Source organism: Streptosporangium sp. NPDC005286 (assembly GCF_040607515.1).
GTDB lineage: Bacteria > Actinomycetota > Actinomycetes > Streptosporangiales > Streptosporangiaceae > Streptosporangium.
The window spans coordinates 1-12,634 of record NZ_JBEXGU010000112.1 but is presented as its reverse complement, the minus strand read 5'-3'; the positions used below and the strand labels follow the sequence as shown (position 1 = coordinate 12,634).

Here is a 12,634-nt window from a genome sequence, read left to right as displayed (position 1 = left end):
AAGTCGGTGAACAACTCGGGAAGCTGACAAGGCTTTATCCTGTGATTTCGACCGTCCCTGACCTTCCGGGTCTCGCCGGCGGGTCAGGATGCGAGAGGTGGCGTGGGTGGAACGGGAACCCGCCGAGATGTCGCGCCGGCGATCAGGACATCACCAGGGGAAGGCGAACAGGCCGTAGTAGGCCGCGGCCACCAGGAGCAGGGCGGTGCCGCCGAGCACCCCGGCGATCGCGAAACTCTGCGGACGGGAGGGCTCCCAGCCCTCCCGCAACCCGGCGACGACGGCCGCCACGCCCGTGACCTCCTGCAGCAGCATCAGCAGCGCCAGGACCCTGATGACCAGCCACCCGGTGAGCACCGCGGGCCACGCCCCGGCCTGGTTGACCGAGAACAGCACGAGCAGCGTGATGAACGCCACCACCGAGACGAGCAGCCCGGCCCCGGTCCACGCCATCCGGCGGAACCGTCGCCGGACCGGTGGCCAGATCCGGGCGTTGGCCTCCGCGGCGGGTGACCGGCCGCGGAGCCGCACCACCATCTCGGCCACCGGGCCGACCACGTAGCCGACCGCGGCCAGGCAGAGCGTCAGCCCGATGACGGTCCCCCCGGCGTACCAGGGAGCCGCGGGAACGTCGCTGGCCGCCAGGCGCTGGATCGGCGTGGCGCCGGCGATGCGCACCACGGGTCTGGCCGTGCCGGGCAGGCCCAGGACCCAGTTGGCCAGCGTCTGCAGGTAGCCGGGCGCGAACGGGCCGCCGTGCACGCGCATGCCGTGGTCGGCGCGGTCGAGGTAGCGGATGGTGTAGTCGCTGTTGCCGCCCTCGGTGAGCGCGCCGGTCAACGCCATGCTGCTCTCCACGAACGGGATCGAGGGATCGCGCGTGCCGTACAGGGCCAGGACCGGTTGCCGCATCCCGCGCAGCGCGGGCAGGCCGTCGTAGCGCAGGAAGTTCATGTCGACGGCGCCCATGGCGCGGGTGAGCAGCTCGCGTACCCCGCTGGGCGCGTACAGCCGTTCGAGCTGCTCGCCCAGTGCCCAGGTCACCTGCCGCATGGGGGAGACGTTGGGTGCCGACACCAGCACGGTGAACCCGACGGCGCTGCTCCTGGTGGCGGCGATGGGCACCACCCAGCTGCCCTCGCTCACCCCCCAGAGCCCCGCCCTGGCCGGGTCGACGTCGTCGCGGACGAGCAGCTCCTCCAGAACGAGCAGGGCGTCGCGGGCGAGCAGGCCGAAGTCACGGTTGCGGAAGTCGTAGCCCACGGTCCGCTTGTCGTAGACGAGGGTGACGATCCCGGCCCTGGCCAGCCACTCGGCCTGGGTCGTGAACTCTCCTCTGACCCCGGGCCCGGCCCCCTGCACGAAGACCAGCGCCGGGTGGCGTCCGGGGGCGACCGGCGCGCGGATCGTCGCCTCGAGCGGTGTACCGTCCTCGGCCGTGACGGTGACGTCCTGCGTGGTGATCTGCCTGGTCGCGGCGACCGGCCTGACCTCGTCCGGCGGCTGGGGAGGAAGGGTCTGGAAGACCGGATCGGCGCGGAGCGGGGTCGGGTCGAACGGCGGCGGCAGGGTGTAGCCCACCGTCGCGAGAACCACGAGGATCAGGCCGGAGGCGACGCTCAGAACGCCACGGCCGGCCTGGTTACCGATCCGATCCCCGATCGTCACTCGCCTCCGTGATCGTCGTTTCCCGGTATCGTTCCCTCCGATCTTCAAGCGTACTCATGGACGAAAACCCTGAGCGGGACGGGCGATCCGAGTGATGTGAGTGGCCACATTTGTCGCTGAGTCCTGTTAGCTTCGTGCGACATGCGGGTGCTGCACACATCGGACTGGCACCTGGGCCGCTCGTTCCACCGGGAGAGTCTCCTGGCCGCCCAGGGTGCCTTCGTCGACCATCTGATCGAGACCGTCAGATCGGAGCGGATCGACGTGGTCGCGGTCTCCGGTGACGTCTACGACCGGGCGCTGCCCTCGGTCGACGCGGTCGAGTTGTGCAACCAGGCGCTGCGGCGGCTGGTCGACACCGGGGCGCGCACCGTGCTGATCAGCGGTAACCACGACTCGGCGCGCCGTCTCGGCTTCGGCGCGCACCTCATCGACGCGGCAGGCGTCCACCTGCGCACCGACCCCGAGCGGGTCGGCGAGCCGGTCGTCGTCGACGACGTCGCCTTCTACGGCATCCCCTATCTGGAGCCCGAGCTGGTGCGCGCCCCCTGGGAGCTGCCCGAGCGCACCCACACCGCCGCGATCGGGCACGCCATGTCCCTGATCCGCGCCGACCTCACCCGGCGCGGACCTCGGTCGGTGGTCCTCGCCCACGCGTTCGTGACCGGGGGACGGGGCAGCGACAGCGAGCGCGACATCAGCGTGGGAGGCGTCGCGCACGTCCCGGTGTCCGCCTTCGACGGTGTCGACTACGTGGCGCTCGGCCATCTGCACGGTCGCCAGCGGATGAGCGAGACCGTCCGCTACTCCGGCTCCCCGATCGCCTACTCCTTCTCCGAGGCCGGCCAGGTGAAGGGGTCCTGGCTGGTCGACATCGGCCCCGGCGGGTACGAGCGCGCGGAGTTCGCCGAGGCTCCGGTGCCCAGGCCGGTCAGCCGGCTCACCGGTCGCATCGACGACCTGCTGGCCGCACCCGAGCACGCCCGCTACGAGGACCACTGGCTCCAGGTGACGCTCGTCGACCGGATCCGGCCCAAGGGCGCGATGGAGCGGCTCAGGTCCCGCTTTCCGCACACGCTCGCGCTGTCCTTCGAACCCGAGGGCGGGGTCGGTGAGACCGTCACCCGGCCCAGGGTGGCCGGGCGCCCCGAGATCGAGGTCGCCCTCGACTTCGTCCGCGAGGTGCGCGGCGAGGCCGCCGACCCCGCCGAGACCGAACTGCTGCAGAGGGCCGTCGAGGCCTCCCGCGCGAAGGAGGCGATGGCGTAGATGCGCCCGCACCGTCTGTGGATCACCGCCTTCGGCTCCTTCCCCGGTGAGGAGCAGGTCGACTTCGACGCCCTCGCCGAGGCGGGGCTCTTCCTGATCCACGGCCCCACGGGGGCGGGCAAGACCACGGTGCTCGACGCGCTCTGCTACGCCCTGTACGGCAGGGTGCCGGGCAGGCGCGACAGCGCCAAGAGCCTGCGCTGCGACCACGCGCCCCCGGGACGTGGGCCCAGCGTGGCACTGGAGGTCACGATCAGGGGGCGCCGGCTGAAGATCACCCGGTCGCCCGGCTGGCAGCGCCCCAAGCTCAGGGGCACCGGCACGACCAGGGAGAACGAGAAGGCACTGCTCCAGGAGTTCGCCCCCTCGGGGGAGTGGGCGGGGCTGACCAACCGGGTCGACGAGGCGGGGGAGTTCATCGGCACCCTGCTCGGCATGAACGCCGAGCAGTTCCTCCAGGTCGCGATGTTGCCCCAGGGGGATTTCGCGAAGTTCCTCCGTGCGGACGGGGAGGACCGGCGCAAGGTCCTGGAGCGCCTCTTCTCGGTGAAGGTTTACGCCACCGCCGAGTCCTGGCTCGCCGACCGGCGCACCGAGGCGTTCCGCGAGCAGCAGGCCCTCCGCAAGGAGGTCGACTTCGCGGTGAAACGCCTTGAGGAAGCCGCGGGGTCCGCGCTCTCGGCCGCGTTGACCGAAGCCTCGGCGGAGGTCTCGGTGGAGGATGACCCACTGGGATGGGCCCACGCGGTCGAGGAACTCGCGGCACGGGAGGTCACGCGGCTGAGCGGTGTGGGCCTTGGTGGCGAGGCCGCCGTACGGCAGGCGCGCGAGAGCCTGGAACGTGGCACCGCGCTGGCCGACCGGCGCCGCCGCCACGCCGAGGCGCTGACCAGGAGCCGGGCGCTGGAGGAGACCGCCGAGGAACGGGCGGACCTGGAGACCCTCCTGGAGGAGGCGGCGACCGCCGACCGGGTGCTGCCGCTGATCCAGGGCGCCGAGCAGCGTGCCGAGGCCGCGACCAAGGCTCGAAGCCTGGCCGCCGACGCCGTCGCCCGCGCACTCCCTCTCCTCGATGCCACCTCCGACGTCGTCCGCGACCGTACGGGTACCGACGCGCTCTGCGACGACGCCCGGGACCGGGCGGACGCCGACGCGGACCGCCGTCACGCCCTGCTCGGCCACCTGGTCGAGCTGGAACGCGATCGCCGGAGCGAGATCACCCGCCTGGGCGAGCTGCGCGCGGAGGAGTCACGCCTGGCGGAGATCGTCCAGGAGCGGGAGAGGACCGCTCGCGAGATCGTCGAGCTGGCCGCCGCGCAGGCCGTGGCCGACTCCCGCCTGAAGGTCATCCCCGAGCTCCGGCGGGAGGTGGACGAGCGTCTCACCGCCGCCCGTCTGGACGCCGCCCGCATCCCCGCCGCCGAGTCGGCGGTCGAGGGCGCCGCCACCCGCCTCCGGGCGGCCGAGCAGCGCGACCGCCTCGCCGCCGGCCTGGCCGCGGCCCGCGCCGACCTCGCCGCCGGGCTTGCCGCTCTCCCGCCAGGGGTCCGCGACGCCTTCGCCACTCCCGAAGCCCACGCCCCGCTCGGAGCAGGGCTTCCCGCCGGGAGCGGTGACACGCTTCCGGGCGGGGCCCATGACGTGCTCGGGACCCGTCGCGAGGGCGCCGGCCCGTCCGTCGAACCCGGTGAGATCCGCGAGGTCCTCGCCGCCCGGGAGAGGGAGTGCGGGCGACAGCTGGCCGGGCTGGAGGGGTTGCGGGTCGAGGAGGCCCGGCTGGCCGAACTCGACGGGCTGATCGCCGCACTTGACGGTGAGCTCGCGGAGGCGGCCCGGCAGGAGGCCGAGGTCCGCGAGCGCCGGGAGGGGCTGCCCGCCGAGGCGGCGGAGGCGACCGTACGGCTGAACGAGGCCAGGGCCGCCGGGGCGGGAATTCCGGCCGCGCGGGCGCGTGCCGAGGCCGCCACCGCGGTGCTCACCGCGGTACGGCGCCGCGAGGCGCTCAGCGCCGAGCTGGAGGTCGCGCGCGCCGCTCAGGTCGAGACCACCGACCTCGCGCAGACGCTCCGCGACCGCTACCAGGACATCCAGCGGTCCAGGATCGAGGGCATGGCCGCCGAGCTCGCCGCCAAGCTCACCCCTGGCGACCCCTGCGCGGTGTGCGGTTCGCCCGACCACCCCGCTCCCGCCGCCCCGGCCGACGAGGCGCACACCGCCGAGGACGAGCACGCGGCCCAGGGCGCCTACGAGGCGGCCCAGGAACGGCGCCGGGGCGCGGAGACCACGGTCACGGTGCTGCTCTCCCGCCTCGACGAGGTCCTCGCCGTCGCGGGGGAGGAGACCGGGGAACGGGCGGGGGAGACCCTCGCCGAGGCCGAACGGGAACTGGAGGCGCTGACCTCTACGGCAGGCGCCGAGGACGTCCTCGCCACCGAGGTGGAGCGGATCGCCGCCGAGCTGGACGGCGCGAGAACCCGGATCGAGGAGATCACCCGGCGGCTCGCCGAAGGCCATGCCCGCCTGGCGGGATGGCAGGCCGAGCGTGAGCGCCTGACCGCCCGCCTGGCCGGGGCCCGGGGCGACGACCTCACGGTCCAGGCCCGCCGCGACCGCCTGGCGGCGGAGGCCGAGCGTCTCTCCGCGGCCCTGGCCGCCGCCGTCCACGCCGTCGAGGTCACCGCGGCCCACCGGGAGGCGAGCGCCCGGACCGACCTGGCCGTACCCGACGCCGCGGGCGAGCTCGCCGAGGCGGAGGGGGTGCTGGCCGCGCTCCGGGAGTCGGCCGAGGCCGAGCCGGCGCTGGCGGCGGAGGCGGCCGGGATCGCCGCCGAGTCCGAGCGGCTCCGGGAACGCTCGCGCGAACTCGCCGTCGACCTGGCGGCCCGCCGTACGGACGTCGAAAGGCTCGGCGCCGACGCCGAGCGGCTGGCCGGGCGCATCGACGAGGCACGCGGCCAGGACCCGACGCTGACCGTCAGGCTGGACCGGCTGGCCGACGAGGCGGAACTGCTCAGGGAGGCCGTCGAGGCGGTCAGGGACGAGCGGGTCAGCGCCGCCGAGCTGGTGACCGCCCGCGACCGGGCGCTGAGCGCCGTCGTCGAGGCGGGCTTCCTCGGGCTGGACGACGCCCGCGCGGCCGTACGCTCTCCCGCCGACCGGGAGGAGAAGGCCGCCCGTCTCCACGAGCTCGCCACGGAGAGCGCCGCGGTCGTCGCGATGCTCGCCGACCCCGAGCTGGTCGCCGCCGCCGCCGAGCCGGAACCCGACCTCTTGAGCCTGCGCGAGGCGCGGGACGCGGCCGACGCCGCCCATGCCCGTCTGCTCTCCGAGCGGAGCCAGGCCGAGAGCCGGCTGGCCCGGCTGGCCGCGCTCCGCACCGAGCTGGCCGCCTGCCTGGAACGCTGGCGGCCCGCCGACGAGCAGCACCGCCTGGCCGACCGGCTCGCCGCCCTGACCGGCGGGAACTCCGCCGACAACCGGTGGCGGATGCGGCTCTCCTCGTACGTGCTCGGCGAGCGCCTCAGCCAGGTGGTCGCCTCGGCCAACGAGCGGCTCGACCACATGTCGGGCGGGCGCTACCTGCTGGAGCACAACCGCGACCGCTCCGCCGGCGACCGGAGCAGGTCCGGCGGCGGGCTCGGCCTGCACATCCTGGACAGCTGGACCGGCGTCGGCCGCGACCCGGCGACCCTGTCGGGCGGCGAGAGCTTCATCACCTCCCTGGCCCTGGCCCTCGGCCTGGCCGACGTGGTCACCGCCGAGGCCGGGGGAGTCGACATCGGCACGCTCTTCGTCGACGAGGGCTTCGGCACCCTGGACGAGGACACCCTCGACGGGGTGCTCGACATCCTCGACGGCCTGCGCGACAACGGCCGCGCGGTCGGCATCGTCAGCCACGTCGCCGAGCTGCGCACCCGGGTCCCCGCCCAACTGCACATCCGCAAGGAGCGCCGCGGCTCGACGGTCCGCCAATGATCAGATACTCGTAGTCGCGTGACAGGCGCCGACGTCACATGATCGGCTTGAGTCACACCACTCAACGGGACGTGACCTGCTGGCCGTTTCGTTGTTGCTCAAGCCCCGTGACGTGGTCGCCCGCCGAACACCGCGAGCGTTGCTGAAGGGCTTGGTCTGCCGACGACCTCATCGCGGCATGAATCGGCGCGTGCCGAACGCCGCGTGCCGAACGCTGCGTGCCGAACACCGTGCGTCAGGACGGCGCGGTTCGCGGGGCGCGTGACTCGAAGGCGAGGGTGTCCGAGGGGCCGTACCGGTGTGTCCTTTCCGTTCGGGGTGCCGCACCGGCGGTGGATCAGGTCTTTTTGGGGATGGGTTAGAAGCATGTTACGGCTGCCCGGAATTTCAAATCAACCATTGACTCCCTCTTTGTCACTCCTTACTGTTCGTTCCACGCCGTTCGGTTCATCTGAACGCCGTACCGCTGAACGGAACGATGGGGATCCGACGGGTGCCCACGGTCACATTCACGCCACCGAGAGAAAGAAGGGCGACGATGCCGGATCCGGGACCGCTGTTCTCGCCCGTCAGGCTGGGGCCGGTGTCGCTGCGCAACCGGGTTTTCGTGCCCGGCCACACCACCAATTTCGGCCTGGACAACCGCCCGACCACCCGGCACACCGCCTACCACCTGGAGCGTGCCAGAGGCGGGGTGGGGCTGATCATCACCGAGGCGGTGCGGGTCCATCCCACCAGCGCCGGCAGGCACATCAGCCTGGGCAGCTTCGACGACTCCTCCATCCCGGCCTACGCCGAGGTCGCGGAGGCCGTGCGGGCCGAGGGGACACGGATCTTCGCCCAGATCATGCACGCGGGGCGGCAGGCCTCCGGGGACGCGACCCGCACCGCGGCCTGGTCGGCGGCCGACGTGCCGTGGGCCGCCGGGGCGCACGTCCCGCACGCGATGGGACACGGTGACATCGCCACGGTCGTCGACGCGTTCGGCGCGGCCGCCCGCCGCATGGCCCAGGCCGGGTACGACGGTGTGGAGGTCCATCTCGGCCACGGCCACCTGCTCCAGCAGTTCCTCTCGCCGGTCACCAACACCAGGACCGACGGCTACGGTGGCGACCTCGACGGGCGTCTCAGGCTCACCCGCGAGGTGCTCGCCTCGGTGACCCGGCAGGCGCCGGACCTGCCGGTGGGCCTGCGGATCAGCGCCGACGAGTTCCTGCCCGGCGGTCTGACGCCGCAGGACATGCTGGAGGTCGTCGGGCTGCTGCGCGGTGAGTTCCCGCTCGTCTACGTGCACGTCAGCCACTCGGCCTACCACGGCAGCTACTCGCTGGCGACGCAGATGGCCGACATGAGCTTCGGCCACGCGCCGTTCCGGCACCACGCCGCGCTGTTCAAGCGGAGCTTCCCCGACCTGGCCGTGCTGGCGGTGTGCCGGCTCGACAGCCTTTCCGAGGCCGTCGAGCTGGTCGCCTCCGGTGAGGCCGACCTCGTGGGGCTGGCGCGGCCGCACATCGCCGACCCCCACCTGGTCCGCAAGGCGATGGAGGGCCGTTCGCACGAGTCCCGCTCGTGCCTGGCCTGCAACCAGGGCTGCATCGGGCGGCTGGAGAGCAGCCTGCCGATCTCCTGTGTGGTCAACCCCGAGGTCGGCGCCGAACGGGAGTGGCGGCGGACGAGGGCGGAGTCGCCGCTCGCCGGTGCCCGTCCCCGCCGGGTCCTCGTCGTCGGCGGCGGTCCCGCGGGCATGGAGGCGGCGCTGTCGGCCCGGCGCGCCGGCCACGACGTGACGCTCGCCGAGGCCGGCCCCGAGCTGGGCGGCCAGGTGGCGATCGCCGCCCGGGTACCCGGCAGGGAGCGCCTCGCGCTGCTCACCTCGGAACTCAGCCGGGACGTCGCCGCCGAGCGGATCACGATCCTGCTGGGGCACCGCGTCGAGGCGGCGGACCTCCTCGCGGGAGGTCGCCACGAGGGCGTCGACGACGTCATCGTGGCGACGGGCTCGCGGCCTCGGCGGCGGGAGTTGCCGGGCGGGCCTCCGGTGTTCGACCTGTGGCAGGCGGTCACCTCCCTGGAGGACCCGGCCTCGCCGCTGCGCGGCACCGTCGTCGTCCGCGACGACGAGGGGGCCTGGCCCGCCGCGTCGATCGCCGAGCACCTGGCCGGGCTGGGGGCGAAGGTGCACCTGCTCTCCCCGACCGCCTCGCTTTCGGCCCGCATCACCACGTACTCCAGGCTCGCGCTCACCCACCGCTTCGGTGAACTGGGGGTCAAGGTCCACCCGCTGCGCGTCCCGCAGGGCGTCGAGGGAGGCCTGCTCACCCTCCGCGACACCCTGTGCGGTGATGTGGAGACCATGCCTGGCGTGACCGCGATCGTCGACGCGGGCACCCCCACCGCCGTGGACGAGCTCTACCGCGAGCTCGACGCCCTGCCCGAGGCCCCCCGCGTGCACGTCGTCGGCGACGCCAACGCGCCGCGGACCGCGCTGGAGGCGGTCTATGAGGGACGGCTCGCCGGCACCTTCCTGACCGATGCCGTCAGCGGCGCGACCGCGCTGGCCCGTGCGCGCTGAACCACGCCCCGAACCACGCCCCGACCACACCGCCACCGTTCCCCGTCGACCCCGACGCGGCGCCGTAGAGGGGCACCGCTCGACCCCTAGAAGGAGAACCATGATCGATATTGAGGATCGCCTGACCTTCGACGAACGCTCCACCGTGGACTACATCCTGGCGATGCGCAAGAGGTGGGCCGACACGCTCTACCCCGCCCTCGCCGAGGAGTACCGCGCCGACGGCGCTCCCGCGCAGACCGTGGAGGAGGCCGGCGAGCGTTTCCGTAACCTGAGCCTCTACTCGTGGTTCAGCCACCTTGAGCGGGTGCAGCAGAAGATGCTGTGGAAGACGGCCGGTGACGCCGTCATCAGCCGCCGCGCCGACCTGGTCGACCAACTGGGCGAGGTGGCGGCGCCGAAGGGCAAGCTCGTGCTGAATTCCGAGGTGGAGCTGCCGGACTGGTACACCGACTTCGACATCCACATCCAGCCCGGCGGGTTCTTCTCCGATGACCTGTCGGCTTACGTCTACGAGTTCGGCGCGCGGATCGTCATGCTGCGCGACAACGACGGCTACAAGTTCCACCAGCTGTTCACCCAGACCGCGCTGCCCGACCTGCCGGACGCGGCCCGCGTGATCGACATCGGCTGCGGCTTCGGCAAGAGCACCCGCCCGCTCGCGAAGCGCTACCCGCAGGCCGAGGTCATCGGCATCGACTTCGCCGCCCCCGGCCTGCGCCTGGCGCACGCCGAGGCCGAGGCCGAGGACGTCGCGATCACCTACCTCCAGGGCGACGGCAGGACGACCGGCCTGCCGGACGGCTCCTGCGACGTGGTCACCGGCACGATGGTGCTGCACGAGATGCCGGCCCAGGCGGTACGGGAGACCATCCAGGAGGCCGCCCGCCTGCTGCGGCCCGGTGGGGCGCTCCGCTTCCTGGAGTTCCAGCCGACCGGTGACCCGTTCAGGGACGCGACGATCTTCGAGCACGCCGAGCGCAACAACGAGCCCTTCTTCCATGACCTGTTCGCCTCCGACCTCCTGGAGTTCTGCCGCGAGGCCGGTCTGACCGACGCGTCCTGGTCCCCGTTCGACGAGCGCAACGAGGGCGTGCGCCCCGAGGGCTGGGGCGACCGGCGCGAATGGCACTTCCCGTGGGCGGCTCTCGCCGCGAACAAGCCGGAGAACTGATGAGCGACGAATTCGACTACTTCCGCGACCGTCACCTTGGCAAGCTGCTCGACCTGGTCCTGCAGCTCAGCACCGACCTGCACGTCGCCAACCAGCGGTTGCACGGTCTGGAGGCGCTGCTGGTCCGCCACGACGTCCTCTCCGAGGGAGAGCTCGACTCCCTGGTGCCCGACGAGGCGGAGCGCCGGACCCTGGAGCACCAGCGCGACGCGATGATGAACCGCCTGATGAGGATCATCGCGGAGAGCGGCCCCGCCGAGCACCCGCTGCGCGACCAGTGGGAAGCCGCCCTGGCGGCCAAGGCCGGCTGATGGCCACCGGCACGGCGGCCAAGCTCGTCGACCACTACCTGCAACTGTGCGAGGACCGCGACCTCGACGAGGCCGCCAGGCTCCTCGCGCCGGGGGTGCGGCTCGTCTTCCCGGGGGACCTGGTCTTCACCTCACTGTCGGAGATGGTCGCCGGCGCCGGTGGCCGCTACCTGTGGGTGCGCAAGAACCGCGAACGGTACTTCGAGGGTGACGGTGACGACGCCGTCGTCGTCACCTCCCTGGGCACCCTGTACGGCGAGGACCTGGCCGGAGCCCCCTTCTCGGGCATCCGCTACGTGGACGTGTTCGTCATCCGCGACGGTCTCATCGCCGAGCAGCACGTCTACAACGACCTCAGCGAGGCCGGGTTCCCCCTCCCAGGCCTGACACCCCCCACCCCATCGGTTTGACAGAGGTGCCGTACGTGAAGAAATCCCTGCGACTGGGCGTTGGCGCCCTCACCGTCGCGACACTGACCATGCTGGCCGGCTGCGGTGGAGGCGACACCGCCGCCCCCGAGGGCGCCGACGGTGCCCAGACCGCCCGAGGAAAGATCACCTTCGCCATCGCCTCGGCGGTCATCGGCCCCAAGGAGGAGGTCGCCGCCTACGCGGTGGCCAAGGACCAGGGCTTCTTCGACGAGCAGAACCTGGACGTCGAGACCATCAACGCCGACGGGTCCGTGGCCGCCATCCAGGCAGTCGCGTCCGGCAGCGCCGACATCACCGCGGCCGACGCGGGCTCGATCCTCGCCGCGGTGGAGAAGGGCGTGCCGGTCAAGGCGATCGGCGGCCTGGTGCAGAACTGGCCGTGGGTCATGGCGGTCAAGCCGGGCAGCGGCATCAAGAGCGGCGCCGACCTCAAGGGCAAGAAGATCGGCGTCATCAGCCTGGCGTCGGGCTCCAGCCCGTACGCGCGGGGCTACGTCCGCGAGGCCGGGCTGGACCCGGAGAAGGACGTCGAGCTGCTGCCCGTCGGTGTGGGCGCGCAGGCCGCCAGCGCGATCAGCAGCGGCCAGGTGGACGCGCTCGCGCTCTACACCCAGGCGTACGCCACGATCGAGAACTCCGGCGTCACCTACGAGTACCTCCCCAACCCGGACATGTTCCAGGGGATCCGCTCCATCACCTTCGCCGTGCGCAAGGACGCCTTCGACGAGAAGAAGGACGTGCTGACCCGCTTCCTGCGCGCCGGCTACCAGGGCATGCTCTTCTCCGCGGTCAACAACGAGGCCGCCGCCCGCATCGGCTACACGGTCTTCCCGCAGATCCTGGCGGGCAAGTCCGCCGAGGACCGGATCGCCGACGACACCAAGGTCATGGCGGCGTGGCTGAAGACCGCGACCCCCACCACCGGCGAGCCGGAGACCTTCGCGGACTGGGGCGCGATCAGCGACCAGGAGTGGACGAAGACCGCCGCCTACACCAAGGGCGCCGGGCAGATCACCAAGGACCCGGTGATCGCCGACGTCTGGGACGCGAGCCTGCTGCCGGCGGCCAACGAGTTCGACTCCGCCGCGGTGGTCTCCAAGGCCAAGGCGTACAGCCCGAAGTGACCCGGGGGGTACGCCCGAGGTGACCCGGGGCCACCGGTGGCCAGGTCGACGACATCAAGACCAAGCTCGACGAGTACAAGCAGAAGATCATCTCCGGCGAGATCACCGTG

At 72.4% G+C, this 12,634-nt stretch carries 8 protein-coding genes; 7 read left to right on the top strand and 1 reads right to left on the bottom strand.

Features of this window, described 5'->3' with window-relative positions:
- Window positions 1-150 precede the first annotated feature (150 nt).
- Window positions 151-1,668, bottom strand: coding sequence for a prolyl oligopeptidase family serine peptidase (locus tag ABZU75_RS31465; RefSeq protein ID WP_355562049.1), 1,518 nt, complete (start codon window positions 1,666-1,668; stop codon window positions 151-153).
- Between the two features lie 141 nt (window positions 1,669-1,809).
- On the opposite strand from ABZU75_RS31465, the gene ABZU75_RS31460 reads away from it, so the two are divergent.
- The 7 genes from ABZU75_RS31460 to ABZU75_RS31430 all read left to right on the top strand — a co-directional run bounded on the left by ABZU75_RS31460 (window position 1,810) and on the right by ABZU75_RS31430 (window position 12,524).
- Window positions 1,810-2,937: an exonuclease SbcCD subunit D gene (locus tag ABZU75_RS31460; RefSeq protein WP_355562047.1), complete on the top strand. Its 1,128-nt coding sequence runs from the start codon at window positions 1,810-1,812 to the stop codon at window positions 2,935-2,937.
- Window positions 2,938-6,912 (top strand): AAA family ATPase, encoded by a 3,975-nt coding sequence (locus ABZU75_RS31455; protein WP_355562044.1) that lies wholly within the window; start codon window positions 2,938-2,940, stop codon window positions 6,910-6,912.
- Between the two features lie 538 nt (window positions 6,913-7,450).
- Window positions 7,451-9,484: an FAD-dependent oxidoreductase gene (locus tag ABZU75_RS31450; RefSeq protein ID WP_355562041.1), complete on the top strand. Its 2,034-nt coding sequence runs from the start codon at window positions 7,451-7,453 to the stop codon at window positions 9,482-9,484.
- Window positions 9,485-9,584: 100 nt separating this feature from the next.
- Window positions 9,585-10,658, top strand: coding sequence for a class I SAM-dependent methyltransferase (locus ABZU75_RS31445; RefSeq protein WP_355562038.1), 1,074 nt, complete (start codon window positions 9,585-9,587; stop codon window positions 10,656-10,658).
- A complete protein-coding gene (locus ABZU75_RS31440; RefSeq protein ID WP_355562035.1) occupies window positions 10,658-10,969 on the top strand; it encodes a hypothetical protein in 312 nt (103 codons plus the stop codon). Before ABZU75_RS31445 ends, ABZU75_RS31440 begins: the two co-directional genes overlap by 1 nt.
- The gene (locus ABZU75_RS31435) at window positions 10,969-11,379 is read left to right on the top strand and encodes a nuclear transport factor 2 family protein (RefSeq protein WP_355562032.1); all 411 of its coding nucleotides are present in this window, start codon (window positions 10,969-10,971) and stop codon (window positions 11,377-11,379) included. Before ABZU75_RS31440 ends, ABZU75_RS31435 begins: the two co-directional genes overlap by 1 nt.
- Before the next feature lie 14 nt (window positions 11,380-11,393).
- Window positions 11,394-12,524, top strand: coding sequence for an ABC transporter substrate-binding protein (locus tag ABZU75_RS31430; protein WP_355562029.1), 1,131 nt, complete (start codon window positions 11,394-11,396; stop codon window positions 12,522-12,524).
- The last annotated feature ends 110 nt before the right edge of the window (window positions 12,525-12,634 follow it).

Excerpts from the sequence above, each read along its gene's own strand:
- ABZU75_RS31460 (WP_355562047.1), top strand. The coding sequence starts at position 1,810 with ATGCGGGTGCTGCACACATCGGACTGGCACCTGGGCCGCTCGTTCCAC.
- ABZU75_RS31455 (WP_355562044.1), top strand. The coding sequence starts at position 2,938 with ATGCGCCCGCACCGTCTGTGGATCACCGCCTTCGGCTCCTTCCCCGGT.
- ABZU75_RS31450 (WP_355562041.1), top strand. The coding sequence starts at position 7,451 with ATGCCGGATCCGGGACCGCTGTTCTCGCCCGTCAGGCTGGGGCCGGTG.
- ABZU75_RS31445 (WP_355562038.1), top strand. The coding sequence starts at position 9,585 with ATGATCGATATTGAGGATCGCCTGACCTTCGACGAACGCTCCACCGTG.
- ABZU75_RS31440 (WP_355562035.1), top strand. The coding sequence starts at position 10,658 with ATGAGCGACGAATTCGACTACTTCCGCGACCGTCACCTTGGCAAGCTG.
- ABZU75_RS31435 (WP_355562032.1), top strand. The coding sequence starts at position 10,969 with ATGGCCACCGGCACGGCGGCCAAGCTCGTCGACCACTACCTGCAACTG.